Source organism: Wukongibacter baidiensis (assembly GCF_050888315.1).
Taxonomy (GTDB): Bacteria; Bacillota; Clostridia; order Peptostreptococcales; family Caminicellaceae; genus Wukongibacter; species Wukongibacter baidiensis.
Map to the genome: position 1 here is coordinate 2860952 of NZ_CP138202.1, position 13347 is coordinate 2874298.

Sequence of the window (13347 nt, forward strand, 5' to 3'; positions counted from 1 at the left end):
TATTAATTAAAACTCTCTATATTATCTAGAATATAACTCGACAATTAGATGTTCTTCTATAGGTAACTCTATGTCTTCTCTTGAAGGCATAGCTACAACTTTACCTTGTAGTTTTTCCACATCAGCGTCTAACCACTTAGGTACTGTTACAGCCTTTTCCTTTAATTCTTTTATCTTAGGTGAATTTTTACTCTTCTCTTTTACATCAACAATATCTCCTGGCTTTACAAGCATTGAAGGGATATTTGCCTTGTGATTATTTAATGTAAAGTGTCCATGTCTTACTAATTGTCTTGCTTCTTTTCTTGAAGCCGCAAAACCAAGTCTGTACACAACATTATCTAATCTTCTTTCAAGTAAACTTAAGAAGTTATCACCTGTAATTCCTTGTTGCTTTTCAGCTATTGAGTAATAGTTTCTGAATTGATTCTCTAATAATCCATAATATCTTTTTACTTTTTGCTTTTCTCTTAATTGAAGCCCATAGTTTGAAACCTTTGTTCTTCTATCACCATGCTGACCTGGTGCTTTTGCTCTTCTAGTAACAGCACATTTGTCAGTATAGCATCTCTCACCCTTAAGATATAATTTCATTCCTTCTCTACGACAAAGTCTACAAGATGGTCCCGTATATCTAGCCATTTTCCTTACGCACCTCCTACTCTATTGTTATACTCTTCTACGTTTTGGTGGTCTACAACCATTATGCGGTATTGGAGTAACGTCTTTAATTGCGTTTATTTCTAATCCTGCTGCTTGAAGAGATCTAATAGCTGCTTCTCTTCCTGCGCCTGGTCCTTTTACATATACTTCTACAGTCTTTAATCCATGTTCCATAGCCGCCTTTGCAGCAACTTCTCCTGCCATTTGAGCAGCAAATGGAGTAGACTTTCTTGAACCTTTAAAACCACAGTTTCCTGCTGATGACCAAGATATTGCATTTCCAGCCACATCAGTAATAGTTATAATTGTATTATTGAATGTAGATTGGATATGCGCTTGACCACGCTCTATGTTTTTACGCTCACGTCTTTTTCTACGTACTTTACGCACTTTCTTAGCTGCCATTACCTAACCTCCTTCTACTTCTTCTTCTTACGAGATACTGATCTCTTAGGTCCCTTACGTGTTCTAGCATTAGTCTTTGAACTCTGACCTCTTACTGGAAGACCTTTTCTATGACGGATACCTCTATAACATCCAATTTCTTTTAATCTCTTGATATTTAAAGAAACTTCTCTTCTTAAATCACCTTCAACTGTGTAGTCGTTGTCAATAATTTGTCTTAAATTACTAACTTCTTCCTCAGTTAAGTCTTTAATTCTAGTATTAAAATCAATACCAGCCTTAGTTAAAATTTCTTGGGAAGTTTTTCTTCCTATCCCGAAGATATAAGTTAAGCCTATTTCAGCTCTCTTGTCTCTAGGTAAGTCGATACCTGCTATCCTCGCCATTCACTGTACACCTCCTAGGTAAATATTCCATTAGTATGTGTTTATTATTTTGCTCAGGATGATTTTCTATTTAATAATAATATTTTCTTTGATATGCAGCCGCTAATATTTCTCTCAAGAGAATATTATACTAAAGCTAACTAAAAAAAGCTACAAGTAATTTGAAATTTAACCTTGTTTTTGCTTATGCTTAGGATTTTCACAAATTACCATTACTTTTCCTTTTCTTTTTATAATTTTGCATTTTTCGCAAATAGGTTTAACTGATGCTCTTACTTTCATAATTTCCCTCCTTCATCACTTGCCACGCCAAGTAATCCTACCTCTTGTCAAATCATATGGAGATAGTTCTAAGGTAACCTTATCACCAGGTAATATTCTAATAAAATTCATTCTAAGTTTTCCAGATATATGAGCTAAAACTTCGTGATCGTTTTCAAGCTTCACCTTAAACATTGCATTCGGCAGTGCCTCTACTACAGTTCCCTTAACTTCAATAGCTTCTTTTTTTGCCATTAGGAATCATACCTCCTATATTTGGGTCTTATGAAGCCCCAATTTCTCAATCTCTCGTCTAAGCATTAGATTGCTAATCTTCTTATGTGTATCATATCTTTTTACAATTTCTTCGCTGATTATATTGAATTTGGACAGGTGTTTAATTTTCTTCTTCTTTGCTTTTTCCATTTTACGTAAATCTCCGTCAGCTATCAAAACATACAGCTCATCAATTATATCTATGACAATAAAAACCCTATCCTTATCTCTTCCTGCCTTAGACTTAACAAATTGTCCAATAGCAACTTCCCTAGTACTTTGCAAAATATACACCTCTTTTAATCTTCGACTATGGTTTTGTTAATATTAAAGGTTCGTCTTCAGTGATTATCAAAGTATGTTCATAATGGGCAGATAATTTTCCATCCACGGTTACAACAGTCCAATTGTCAAGAAGTGTTTTTACTTTATAGGTTCCCATGTTAACCATTGGTTCAATAGCTAAAGCCATCCCAGTGCGGAGTCTTGGACCCTTACCCGCTGGTCCGAAATTCGGTATCTGAGGATCTTCATGCATATTTGCCCCAATACCATGGCCTACATAATCCCTAACAATTGAAAAACCGTTATCTTCTACATACTTTTGTATAGCATGGGATACATCCGATAAACGAAATCCTTCTTTGCAAAACTTTAAGCCTTCGAAAAAGCTATCTCGTGTAACCTCAATAAGATTTTTCGCATCATCTGAGATTTCACCAACTGGATAAGTTTTAGCTGCATCACCGTAATAACCATCATAGATGGATCCAATATCTATACTAATAATATCGCCATCTTTTAGTTTTTTTAATCCAGGAATTCCATGTACAACTTCTTCATTAACAGAAGCGCAAATACTGGCAGGGAAGCCACCGTATCCTTTGAAAGCAGGTATTCCTCCAAGGCTTCTTATTGTATCTTCAGCTATTTGATCAAGTTCCTTTGTAGTAATACCGGGTTTTATATGTTTTTTTAGTTCTTCATGGGTTTTTCCTACTATATTGCCTGCTATTTTCATTTTTTCAATTTCAGTTTGCGATTTCAAGATAATCATTACTTTTCGCTCCCTAGAGCCAACACTATATCCTCAAAAACATCATTAATGTGCTTTTGCCCATCAATATTATTTAGAAGTCCTTTATCAGAGTAGTATTCAGTAAGTGGTGCAGTTTCATTAAGATATACTTCAATTCTCTTAGAAACAGTTTCTTCTTTATCATCGTTTCTTTGATAAAGCTCTCCACCACATGCATCACATTTACCTTCTACCTTACTCTTATTAAACTCTACATGATACGCTAAACCACAATCTTTACATATCCTTCTTCCTACTGCTCTTCCGATAAGGATATTTTTATCAACTTCAATGTTTATTACTCTATCTAGAGATGTATTCATATTATCTAATACAGTATCAAGGCACTGGGCTTGGTTGACTGTTCTAGGAAATCCGTCTAATAGAAATCCGTTTTTACAGTCTTCCTCTTTTAATCTATCTTCAACAATAGCTACAACTAGTTCATCGGGAACTAGTAAACCTTTGTCTATATACTCTTTAGCTTTTCTTCCAAGCTCTGTACCTTCTTTAATATTCTTTCTGAAAATATCACCAGTAGATATATGAGGTACATTATACTTTTCGATTATCTTAGCCGCCTGTGTTCCTTTACCTGCCCCAGGTGGTCCTAATAGTATCAATCTCATTTTACCAACTCCCGGTTAAAGCTAATTTATGCAATGGGGAATTAATCCCCCATGCATCAAAGAGTCATAGATCTATTAGTCTATACTCTGTATATCTCTATTTCAAGAACCCTTGATAATGTCTCATTACCATTTGAGCTTCAATTTGTTTCATAGTTTCTAATGCAACACCTATTGCTATAAGTAGTGCCGTTCCACCAAAGCTAATCTGTAGATTAGTAAAGTTTAGAACTAATGTTGGCAGTACTGCTATACCTGCTAAGAATATTGCACCAGCTAAAGTTAATCTTGATAATGTTTTTTGTAAATATTCTGAAGTTGGTTTACCAGGTCTAATACCAGGTATGAACCCACCGTTTTGCTTCATATTGCTAGCAACTTCTATTGGGTTGAATGTAACCGCTGTATAGAAATATGCAAAGAATATTATTAGTAAAGCATACAAAATATTATATATCCATACTCCAGGATTTCCTGTTGGAGATAAATATCTTGTTACAAAGTCAGCAAATCCGCCCTTAACGAAATAAGTAATAGTAAGTGGGAATTGTAAAAGTGACATCGCAAATATTACTGGAATAACACCCGATTGATTCACTTTTAATGGTATGTGAGTACTGTGTCCTCCATACATTTTTCTTCCAACAACTCTTTTTGCATATTGAACAGGTATTTTTCTTGTACCCTGTTGTATAGCAATAACTCCTGCTACAATTACAATAGCAACTATGCAGAATATTATTAATGAAATTATACTAGCCTCACCATTTCTTATCTTTACGAAAGTTTGGTAAGCGCCTACAGGCAATCTAGATACAATTCCTGCAAAGATAATAAGAGATATACCGTTACCTATTCCTTTTTCAGTGATTTGCTCACCTAACCACATTAAGAATGCAGTACCTGCAGTTAATGTCATAATTACTACAAATACTGACCAGAAATCTGTAGATTGTAAAGCAGGTCTAAACAAACCAAGGCTCATTCCAACCGCTTGAATAATCGCTAACACTACCGTTCCATATCTAGTGAATTGTGCTATCTTCTTTCTTCCTTCTTCACCTTCTTTTGCTAAAGCCTCAAGGCTTGGGATAGCAATAGTAAGTAATTGCATGATAATTGAAGAAGTAATGTATGGTGAAATGCTCAGCGCAAATATTGTAAAATTCTTAAATGCTCCACCTGACATAAAGTTAAAAAAGTCAAGTAGTCCACCTCCACCGGCGAACATACTTTGTAATACCTCTCTGTTAATTCCAGGAACAGGTATATTGGCTCCTAATCTAAATATAGCAAACATCATTAGTGTATATAAGATTTTTTGTCTTAAATCTGGTATTTTCCAAGCATTCTTTAGGGTAGATAACACCTTAGATCACCTCTGCCTTTCCTCCAGCAGCCTCTATCTTTTCTATGGCAGACTGACTGAATTTATGAGCTTTTATTGTTAGCTTCTTTTCAAGTTGTCCGTCTCCAAGTATCTTTAGCCCATCATTTATTTTCTTAATCATTCCTGCTTCTTTTAGTAACTCAGGAGTTATAGTAGTTCCTTCTTCAAATCTGTTTAGATCTTCGATGTTTACAATTGTCCACTCTTTCTTGAATGGATAGTTTGAGAAACCTCTTTTTGGAATTCTTCTATATAAAGGCATCTGGCCACCTTCAAAACCTGGTCTAACTCCACCACCTGAACGAGAATTTTGTCCATCCTGTCCACGACCTGCAGTCTTACCTTGTCCAGTAGCAGTACCTCTACCTAATCTTTTTCTGTTCTTTACTGCACCTTTATTAGGTCTTAACTCATGAAGCTTCATAAGTACACCTCCTTTGCTATATTTCTTCTACCTCCACTAAGTGGCTTACTTTATGAATCATACCTCTCATCTGAGGATTATCTTGCTTTTCTACCGTTTGTCTGATCTTTCTAAGTCCAAGTGCTTCAATAGTCTTTCTGTGTTGAGGCTTTGAACCTATTGTACTTTTTACAAGTGTTATTTTAAGTTTGTTAGCCAAGGTGTTCACCCCCCTAACCTAATATTTCTTCAACAGTTTTACCACGAAGCTTAGCAACTTGTTCAACTGTTTTTAGGTTCATTAGTCCACTTATAGTGGCGTTTACCATGTTTCTTGAGTTGTTAGTTCCAATAGACTTAGCTCTAACGTCCTTAACTCCAGCAAGCTCTAGTACGGCACGAACAGGTCCACCTGCTATAACTCCTGTACCTTCTCTAGCTGGCATTAATAATACTTTTCCAGCACCATAGTGCCCTCTAATTTGATGAGGTAATGTAGTTCCTACTCTTGGAACATGTATTAGATTTCTCTTTGCATTCTCAATTGCTTTTTTAATAGCATTTGGTACTTCTTGTGCTTTTCCTGTTCCAATGCCCACGTAACCATTTTCATCTCCAACTACTACAAGCGCACTAAATCTAAAGTTTCTACCGCCCTTTACAACCTTAACAACACGGTTGATAGAAACAACTTTTTCCTTTAGATCTAGTTTGCTAGCATCTATTAATTGACGGCGCATTTATTTCCCTCCTTCTGCTAAAATTCTAGTCCCGCTTCTCTAGCTCCTTCAGCTAGTTCTTTAACTCTTCCGTGGTAAAGGTATCCACCTCTATCGAAAACTACGGTTTGAATTCCCTTTTCCTTAGCTCTCTGTCCAACTAAATTACCAACAAGCTTAGCAGCTTCTTTGTTTCCACCATTTGATGTTTTATCTTTTACTTCAAGACTAGAAGCAGCAGCAAGAGTAATACCATTAGTATCATCAATTATCTGAGCGTATATGTTACTTGCGCTTCTAAATACGTTTAATCTTGGACAATCAGGAGTTCCGAATACTTTTTTACGTACTCTACCATGTCTTATTTTTCTTCTAGAGTTACTACTTGGTTTAGTAATCACCTCATGTCACTCCTTTCCTATTATTTTCCTGTTTTACCTTCTTTACGTCTTACATATTCGCCTTCGTATCTAATACCTTTACCTTTGTATGGCTCAGGCTTTCTTAAGTCTCTTATCTTAGCAGCATAGTTTCCAACTGCCTGCTTATTTATTCCTTTTACGATGATTTCAGTTTGAGATGGTGTCTCTACAACGATACCCTCTGGATCTTCCATATCTACTGGATGTGAAAATCCAAGTTGTAGGTTAAGAACCTTACCTTTTTTCTGTGCACGGTATCCTACACCAATTATTTGAAGTTTCTTTTCATATCCCTTTGTAACACCTTCTAACATGTTAGCTATTAAAGCTCTACTAAGTCCGTGTAGTGCTCTATGATTCTTTTTATCAGAAGGTCTTTCTACTGTGATAACATTGTCATTTATATTAACCTTTATATCAGGATTTATTTGCTCACTTAACTCCCCTTTAGGACCCTTTACAGTTACAAGATTGTTATCAACAACTTTAACTTCAACTCCTGCTGGGATTGTGATTGGCTGTTTACCTATCCTAGACAATTTTCGCACCTCCTATACCGTTTATTTCTTATTACCATACGTAACAGATTACTTCTCCACCAACACCAAATTTACGTGCTTGCTTATCAGTGATAACACCCTTTGATGTTGATACTATAGCTATACCAAGTCCACCAAGTACCTTAGGGATTTCGTCCCTCTTAGCGTAAACTTTTAAACCTGGCTTTGAAATTTTCTTAAGTCCTGTTATTACTCTTTCCTTGCTTGGTCCGTACTTCATTTGAACTCTTATTATTCCTTGCTTTCCGTCTTCTATAACATCAAATCCCTTGATGAAACCTTCTTCTAATAATATACCAGCTATGGCCTTTTTAAGGTTTGAAGCAGGTACGTCTAACGAATCATGTTTCACAAGGTTTGCATTTCTTATACGTGTAAGCATATCAGCAATAGGATCTGTCATTGTCATAATAAATTACCTCCTTTCCCTGTTTACCAACTTGCTTTTCTAACTCCAGGAATTTGTCCTTTATAAGCTAGTTCTCTAAAGCAAATACGGCATATTCCAAATTTTCTAAGGTACGCATGTGGTCTTCCACATATTCTACATCTATTGTATTCTCTTGTGGAGTACTTTTGTTTTCTCTGTTGTTTAACTTTAAGAGCTTTTTTTGCCACTACTTTCCCTCCTTACTGTTTGCTAAATGGCATACCCATTAGCTTTAATAATTCACGTGCTTCTTCATCAGTTTTTGAAGTAGTTACAAACACTATGTCCATACCTCTAATTTTCTCAACGTTATCGTAGTTAATTTCTGGGAATATTAGTTGCTCTTTTACTCCTAATGAATAGTTTCCTCTACCATCAAATGAGTTCGGGTTAATTCCTCTAAAGTCTCTAACCCTTGGTAGTGCGATGTTGATTATTCTATCTAAAAATTCGTACATTCTTTCTCCTCTAAGTGTTACCTTAGCACCTACAGGCATTCCTTCACGAACTTTAAAGTTTGCAACGGACTTTCTTGCTCTAGTAACTACTGGCTTTTGACCAGCTATAGTTTCTAGTTCTTTAACTGCTAATTCCAAAGCTTTACGATTGTCTTTACAATCACCTAAACCCATGTTTAAAACTATCTTCTCAAGTTTTGGAACTTGCATTATGCTATTATATTGGAATTTTTCCATTAACGCTTTCTTAACTTCATTATTGTATTTTTCCTTTAATCTAGCCACAAATTTTACCTCCCTTCGACTCTAGAAGATTAGTCTAAAACTTCACCTGATTTTACAGATACTCTTACTTTTTTACCGTCTTCTAATTTTTTATATCTAATTCTTGTACCGCTCTTAGCTTTTGAATCATATATCATAACCTTAGATGCGTGAATTGGAGCCTCCATTTCAATTATTCCTGCTTGTTGCATTTGAGGAGTAGGCTTTTGGTGTTTTTTCACCATATTCACACCTTCAACTATTACTCTTTCTTTAGCTGGGATTACTTGAAGAATTTTTCCAGTCTTCCCTTTATCTTTACCGCTAATTACTACTACAGTATCTCCTTTTTTTACGTGCATTCATTCCACCTCCTAGACCTATAGTACTTCAGGAGCTAACGATACTATCTTCATAAACTTATTGTCTCTAAGCTCTCTAGCTACCGGTCCAAATATACGAGTTCCAACAGGAGTTTTGTCCTCCTTGATAACTACAGCTGCATTTTCGTCAAACTTTACATAACTACCATCTTTTCTTCTAAGACCTTGCTTAGTTCTAACTACAACGGCTCTAATAACTTCACCCTTTTTAACAACTCCGCCTGGCGTTGCATTTTTAACTGAACAAACTATTACGTCACCTATGTTAGCATATCTCCTACCTGAACCGCCTAGGACGCGGATACATAACAGTTCTTTAGCACCTGAGTTATCAGCTACCTTCAAACGTGATTCTTGTTGAATCATTTATATACCTCCCTCCATTGCCTACTTGGCACGCTCGATAATTTCAGCAACTCTCCATCTCTTATCTTTACTGAGTGGTTTAGTTTCCATTATTCTTACCTTATCGCCAATTTTGCACTCATTATTTTCATCATGGGCTTTAAACTTCTTAGTTCTTTTAACTGCTTTTCCGTATAGAGGATGACGAACAAATTCTTCAACAGCTACAACAGCAGTTTTATTCATCTTATCGCTTACGATACGACCAATTCTTACTTTCCTTCTACCTCTTTCCACGATATTACCTCCCTTCAAATATCTATAGTTTGATATCCTTAAGTTCTCTTTCTCTCAAAATAGTTTTCACACGGGCAATATCCTTTTTAACGTTTCTTATTCTCACAGGATTTTCTAATTGTCCAGTTGCTAATTGAAACCTTAAATTGAATAGCTCAGCCTTAAAATCATTAAGCTTTTGCGATAACTCTTGTGAAGTCATATCACGAAGTTTATTAGCTTTCACCTGCTTCACCATCCTTTTCTACCATTTCCTGGCGTGTCACAAACTTACATTTAATCGGAAGCTTCATCGCTGCCAATCTCATTGCCTCTCTAGCTAGCTCTTCATCTACGCCAGATAATTCAAACATAACTCTACCAGGCTTTACTACTGCCACCCAATATTCTGGTGAACCTTTACCGGCACCCATACGAGTCTCAGCTGGCTTTTGTGTTACCGGCTTGTGTGGGAAGATTTTTATCCAAACCTTTCCACCTCTTTTAATACGTCTGTTAATTGCAATCCTTGCCGCTTCTATTTGATTAGAAGTAATCCATGTTGGCTCAAGAGCCACTAGACCAAATTCACCATACGTAACGGTATTACCTCTATTAGCTTTACCCTTCATTCTGCCTCTATGAACTCTACGACGTTTCACTCTTTTAGGCATTAACATGGCGTGTTCCTCCTTTCCCTACGTTACCTCTACTTCTTTTCTCTATTATCTCTAGATCTGTTGTTTCTTGATCTGTTATCTCTAGATCTATTATCTCTTGGCTTTGGCTTTCTTCTAGGTCTTCTCTCATTCTTAGGCTCTTCAACCTTTTGTCCTGGAAGAATTTCTCCTTTATAGATCCATACCTTTATTCCTAACTTACCATAAGTAGTATCAGCTTCAGCCATACCGTAGTCGATATCTGCTCTTAAAGTTGATAAAGGTACATTTCCTTCACTATAGCTTTCAGTTCTTGCCATTTCAGCACCATTTAATCTTCCCGCTACAGCAATCTTGATTCCTTGTGCACCAGACTTCATTGCTCTTCCCATAGCTTGTTTCATAGCTCTTCTGAATGCGATTCTTCTCTCTAGAGCAAATGCAACATTCTCAGATACTAATTGAGCATCTATTTCTGGCTTTCTTACTTCTGTAATATCTATATGAATAGCCTTTTCAGACATTTTTCTAAGTTCCTTCTTTAAGGCTTCAATACTTTCTCCACCTCTACCTACTACCATTCCTGGCTTAGATGTAAGGATATTTATATTAACTCTGTTAGCTGTTCTCTTTATAAGAACTCTTGAAATTCCAGAAGTATATAATTTATTCTTAATATGCTTTCTTATCTTGTAGTCTTCTATTAAAAGATCTGAATAATCTTTCTTGTTAGCATACCACTTTGAATCCCAATCTCTGATTATTCCGACTCTTAATCCGTGTGGACTTACTTTTTGACCCATGCATTTTCCCTCCTTCTATTCCTTTTCTTTTAAAACAACTCCTATATGACTAGTTCTTCTTAAGATAGGATTAGCTCTTCCCATTGAACCGGCTTTCCATCTCTTCATAGTAGGACCTTGGTTAGCATATACTTCAGATATATATAAACTTTCTCCGTCCATTCCATGATTGTTTTCGGCATTTGCCATTGCAGATTCAATTACTTTCTTTAATATTCCAGCACCTTTTCTAGGAGTGAACTTTAATATAGCTATAGCTTCATTAGCGTTTTTTCCTCTTACTAAATCAGCAATCGGCTTTATTTTTCTAGGAGAAATCCTAATATATTTAGCAATCGCTTTAGCTTCCACGGTATTACCTCCTCCCGTTACTTTTCTTTAACTATCTAACCTTACTTGATTTTTCGCCTGCGTGGCCTCTGAATGTTCTTGTAGGAGCAAATTCTCCTAATTTATGTCCGATCATGTCCTCAGTAACATATACTGGAACGTGTTTTCTACCATCATGAACAGCTATTGTATGTCCAATCATTTGTGGGAATATTGTTGATGCTCTTGACCAAGTTTTGATTACTTTCTTGTCACCTTTGTCATTCATCTCTTCTATTCTCTTTAGAAGTTTGGCATCGACAAATGGTCCCTTTTTTAATGATCTACCCATGTTTTGAAATCCTCCTTTCATGCGCATAGCAATAAGGTGCATAGGCCCAGATAAATTCTAAAGACCTCTGAGCCCTTATTTTTTCTTTCTTCTATTAACGATATATTTATCTGATTTCTTGTTTTTCTTTCTTGTCTTGTATCCAATTGTTGGCTTACCCCAAGGAGTAACTGGACTAGGTCTACCTATTGAAGTTCTACCTTCACCACCACCGTGTGGATGGTCATTAGGATTCATTACAGAACCTCTAACTGTAGGTCTGATACCCATATGTCTCTTTCTTCCAGCCTTACCTATAGTAATATTTTCATGTTCTAGGTTTCCAACCTGACCAATTGTTGCTTTACACTCAACTCTTATAAGTCTAACCTCACTGGATGGTAGTCTTACGTGAGCATATTTGCCTTCCTTAGCCATAAGCTGTGCAGATGTTCCAGCAGATCTAACTAATTGTGCACCTTTTCCAGGCTTTAGTTCGATGTTGTGGATCATTGTACCAACTGGCATGTCCATAAGTCTCATCGCGTTACCAACTTTAATATCTGAATCTGGTCCAGAAATAATAGTAGTTCCAACTGTTAACTTATTTGGTGCAAGTATATATCTCTTTTCACCATCTGCATAAGTTAATAGTGCTATATTAGCAGATCTATTTGGATCGTATTCTATCGCTGTAACCTTAGCTGGTATTCCGTCTTTATCTCTCTTAAAATCGATAATTCTATACTTAATTTTATAACCGCCGCCTCTATGGCGTACAGTTATTCTCCCCTGGTTGTTTCTTCCTGAATGCTTCTTCAGAGCAACAACAAGTGACTTTTCTGGTTCTTGCTTAGTAATCTCTTCGAAAGAAGAAACCGTCATTTGTCTTACACCAGGAGAAGTAGGTCTAAAACTTTTTACAGCCATTTTTTTCCCTCCTTCTACCGTTTGAAAATCTATCTACATACCTTCAAAGAATTCGATAGGCTTACTGTCTGCAGCTAATTTAACAATAGCTTTTTTCCAGTCTTTTCTTCTACCTACGTGTTTACCCATTCTTTTTTCTTTACCTTTAACATTCATAGTGCTTACTTTGTCAACCTTAACACCGAATAATTGCTCAACTGCCTTCTTAACTTCAGCCTTGTTAGCAGTTTTAAGAACTTCAAAAGTATATTTGCTTTCCGCCATATCTTCCATACTTTTTTCAGTAATTATCGGTTTAATCACGATATCGTAAGGTGTTCTCATTATGCGTACACCTCCTCAAGCTTTTGAACTGCTTCCTTCGTTACAACAAATGTATCATACTTTAATATGTCATAAACGTTTATGTTATTCACTATTGAAGTAGTAACTCCAGGAATATTATTTGCTGATTTTGTAACATTGTCGTTCTTGTCACCTAAAACAATAAGAGCTTTTTTAGCTGTATTTATGTTTTTAAGTATACTTACCATATCTTTTGTCTTAGGAGCATCCATTGTTAATTCTTCAAGTACAATGATTTCTCCGTTTTGAACTTTCGAACTAAGAGCTGACTTTATAGCAAGTCTCTTAACCTTCTTAGGTAGCTTATAGCTGTAATCTCTTGGCTTTGGTGCAAATACCACACCACCACCAACAAAGTTTGGCGCTCTTAAACTCCCTTGACGAGCTCTACCAGTTCCTTTTTGTCTATAAGGCTTTCTGCCTCCACCTCTTACTTCTGCTCTAGTCTTTGCAGATTGTGTACCTTGTCTTTGATTAGCAAGATAATTCTTAACAGCCTCGTATAATACGTGCTGATTTACTTCTATGCCAAACACGCCATCGTTTAGCTCTATTTCTCCCACGCGTTGACCGGAAACATTTAATACATCAACTTTAGGCACTTTACATCCTCCTTTCCCTA

The 13347-nt window shown here is 36.2% G+C and carries 28 protein-coding genes; all 28 read right to left on the minus strand.

The window, feature by feature from the left end; all coding sequences use genetic code 11:
• Window positions 1-21: 21 nt before the first annotated feature.
• The 28 genes from rpsD to rplD all read right to left on the minus strand — a co-directional run bounded on the left by rpsD (window position 22) and on the right by rplD (window position 13327).
• Window positions 22-642, minus strand: coding sequence for a 30S ribosomal protein S4 (rpsD, locus tag R9X47_RS12990; RefSeq protein ID WP_432667289.1), 621 nt, complete (start codon window positions 640-642; stop codon window positions 22-24).
• A 27-nt stretch (window positions 643-669) separates the two neighbouring features.
• Complete coding sequence (rpsK, locus tag R9X47_RS12995) at window positions 670-1068, minus strand: 30S ribosomal protein S11 (protein ID WP_432404440.1); 399 nt, start codon at window positions 1066-1068, stop codon at window positions 670-672.
• Window positions 1069-1082: 14 nt separating this feature from the next.
• Window positions 1083-1454, minus strand: coding sequence for a 30S ribosomal protein S13 (gene rpsM / locus R9X47_RS13000; RefSeq protein ID WP_432667290.1), 372 nt, complete (start codon window positions 1452-1454; stop codon window positions 1083-1085).
• Window positions 1455-1622: 168 nt separating this feature from the next.
• Window positions 1623-1736 (minus strand): 50S ribosomal protein L36, encoded by a 114-nt coding sequence (gene rpmJ, locus R9X47_RS13005; protein ID WP_029267374.1) that lies wholly within the window; start codon window positions 1734-1736, stop codon window positions 1623-1625.
• Between the two features lie 15 nt (window positions 1737-1751).
• Complete coding sequence (infA, locus tag R9X47_RS13010) at window positions 1752-1970, minus strand: translation initiation factor IF-1 (protein WP_432404446.1); 219 nt, start codon at window positions 1968-1970, stop codon at window positions 1752-1754.
• A 15-nt stretch (window positions 1971-1985) separates the two neighbouring features.
• Window positions 1986-2276 (minus strand): RNA-binding protein, encoded by a 291-nt coding sequence (locus tag R9X47_RS13015; RefSeq protein WP_432667291.1) that lies wholly within the window; start codon window positions 2274-2276, stop codon window positions 1986-1988.
• 25 nt (window positions 2277-2301) lie between these two features.
• Window positions 2302-3048 carry a type I methionyl aminopeptidase gene (gene map, locus R9X47_RS13020; protein WP_432667292.1) on the minus strand — a complete coding sequence of 249 codons (747 nt, stop codon included), beginning with the start codon at window positions 3046-3048 and terminating at the stop codon, window positions 2302-2304.
• Window positions 3048-3698 (minus strand): adenylate kinase, encoded by a 651-nt coding sequence (locus tag R9X47_RS13025; protein ID WP_432667293.1) that lies wholly within the window; start codon window positions 3696-3698, stop codon window positions 3048-3050. The genes map and R9X47_RS13025 overlap by 1 nt, the downstream gene beginning before the upstream one ends.
• A gap of 97 nt (window positions 3699-3795) precedes the next feature.
• Window positions 3796-5067, minus strand: coding sequence for a preprotein translocase subunit SecY (gene secY / locus R9X47_RS13030; protein WP_432667294.1), 1272 nt, complete (start codon window positions 5065-5067; stop codon window positions 3796-3798).
• A gap of 1 nt (window position 5068) precedes the next feature.
• Window positions 5069-5512, minus strand: coding sequence for a 50S ribosomal protein L15 (rplO, locus tag R9X47_RS13035; RefSeq protein WP_432667295.1), 444 nt, complete (start codon window positions 5510-5512; stop codon window positions 5069-5071).
• A 16-nt stretch (window positions 5513-5528) separates the two neighbouring features.
• Window positions 5529-5711 carry a 50S ribosomal protein L30 gene (gene rpmD / locus R9X47_RS13040; RefSeq protein WP_432667296.1) on the minus strand — a complete coding sequence of 61 codons (183 nt, stop codon included), beginning with the start codon at window positions 5709-5711 and terminating at the stop codon, window positions 5529-5531.
• 13 nt (window positions 5712-5724) lie between these two features.
• A complete protein-coding gene (gene rpsE / locus R9X47_RS13045) occupies window positions 5725-6231 on the minus strand; it encodes a 30S ribosomal protein S5 (RefSeq protein ID WP_432667297.1) in 507 nt (168 codons plus the stop codon).
• 17 nt (window positions 6232-6248) lie between these two features.
• Window positions 6249-6611, minus strand: coding sequence for a 50S ribosomal protein L18 (rplR, locus tag R9X47_RS13050; protein ID WP_432667298.1), 363 nt, complete (start codon window positions 6609-6611; stop codon window positions 6249-6251).
• A gap of 20 nt (window positions 6612-6631) precedes the next feature.
• Window positions 6632-7171 (minus strand): 50S ribosomal protein L6, encoded by a 540-nt coding sequence (rplF, locus tag R9X47_RS13055; protein ID WP_432667299.1) that lies wholly within the window; start codon window positions 7169-7171, stop codon window positions 6632-6634.
• A gap of 31 nt (window positions 7172-7202) precedes the next feature.
• A complete protein-coding gene (rpsH, locus tag R9X47_RS13060; protein ID WP_432667300.1) occupies window positions 7203-7601 on the minus strand; it encodes a 30S ribosomal protein S8 in 399 nt (132 codons plus the stop codon).
• A gap of 23 nt (window positions 7602-7624) precedes the next feature.
• The gene (locus tag R9X47_RS13065) at window positions 7625-7810 is read right to left on the minus strand and encodes a type Z 30S ribosomal protein S14 (protein ID WP_432404473.1); all 186 of its coding nucleotides are present in this window, start codon (window positions 7808-7810) and stop codon (window positions 7625-7627) included.
• A gap of 12 nt (window positions 7811-7822) precedes the next feature.
• Window positions 7823-8365: a 50S ribosomal protein L5 gene (gene rplE / locus R9X47_RS13070; protein ID WP_432667301.1), complete on the minus strand. Its 543-nt coding sequence runs from the start codon at window positions 8363-8365 to the stop codon at window positions 7823-7825.
• Between the two features lie 29 nt (window positions 8366-8394).
• A complete protein-coding gene (gene rplX / locus R9X47_RS13075; RefSeq protein WP_432667302.1) occupies window positions 8395-8706 on the minus strand; it encodes a 50S ribosomal protein L24 in 312 nt (103 codons plus the stop codon).
• An 18-nt stretch (window positions 8707-8724) separates the two neighbouring features.
• Window positions 8725-9093 carry a 50S ribosomal protein L14 gene (rplN, locus tag R9X47_RS13080; protein ID WP_432667303.1) on the minus strand — a complete coding sequence of 123 codons (369 nt, stop codon included), beginning with the start codon at window positions 9091-9093 and terminating at the stop codon, window positions 8725-8727.
• A 21-nt stretch (window positions 9094-9114) separates the two neighbouring features.
• The gene (gene rpsQ / locus R9X47_RS13085) at window positions 9115-9369 is read right to left on the minus strand and encodes a 30S ribosomal protein S17 (RefSeq protein WP_432667304.1); all 255 of its coding nucleotides are present in this window, start codon (window positions 9367-9369) and stop codon (window positions 9115-9117) included.
• A 22-nt stretch (window positions 9370-9391) separates the two neighbouring features.
• Window positions 9392-9607, minus strand: a complete 216-nt coding sequence (gene rpmC, locus R9X47_RS13090) for a 50S ribosomal protein L29 (protein WP_432667305.1) — start codon at window positions 9605-9607, stop codon at window positions 9392-9394.
• On the minus strand, window positions 9585-10028 hold the full coding sequence (rplP, locus tag R9X47_RS13095) for a 50S ribosomal protein L16 (protein WP_432667306.1): 444 nt from the start codon (window positions 10026-10028) through the stop codon (window positions 9585-9587). The genes rpmC and rplP overlap by 23 nt, the downstream gene beginning before the upstream one ends.
• Window positions 10029-10057: 29 nt before the next feature.
• The gene (gene rpsC, locus R9X47_RS13100; protein WP_432667307.1) at window positions 10058-10810 is read right to left on the minus strand and encodes a 30S ribosomal protein S3; all 753 of its coding nucleotides are present in this window, start codon (window positions 10808-10810) and stop codon (window positions 10058-10060) included.
• Between the two features lie 15 nt (window positions 10811-10825).
• Complete coding sequence (rplV, locus tag R9X47_RS13105; RefSeq protein ID WP_432667309.1) at window positions 10826-11161, minus strand: 50S ribosomal protein L22; 336 nt, start codon at window positions 11159-11161, stop codon at window positions 10826-10828.
• A gap of 31 nt (window positions 11162-11192) precedes the next feature.
• Window positions 11193-11471 (minus strand): 30S ribosomal protein S19, encoded by a 279-nt coding sequence (gene rpsS / locus R9X47_RS13110; protein ID WP_432667310.1) that lies wholly within the window; start codon window positions 11469-11471, stop codon window positions 11193-11195.
• 75 nt (window positions 11472-11546) lie between these two features.
• Window positions 11547-12380 (minus strand): 50S ribosomal protein L2, encoded by an 834-nt coding sequence (gene rplB / locus R9X47_RS13115; RefSeq protein ID WP_432667311.1) that lies wholly within the window; start codon window positions 12378-12380, stop codon window positions 11547-11549.
• A gap of 33 nt (window positions 12381-12413) precedes the next feature.
• Entirely contained in the window at window positions 12414-12704 is a 291-nt protein-coding gene (rplW, locus tag R9X47_RS13120; RefSeq protein WP_432667312.1) for a 50S ribosomal protein L23, read from the minus strand.
• The gene (rplD, locus tag R9X47_RS13125) at window positions 12704-13327 is read right to left on the minus strand and encodes a 50S ribosomal protein L4 (protein ID WP_432667313.1); all 624 of its coding nucleotides are present in this window, start codon (window positions 13325-13327) and stop codon (window positions 12704-12706) included. Before rplD ends, rplW begins: the two co-directional genes overlap by 1 nt.
• Window positions 13328-13347 lie beyond the last annotated feature (20 nt).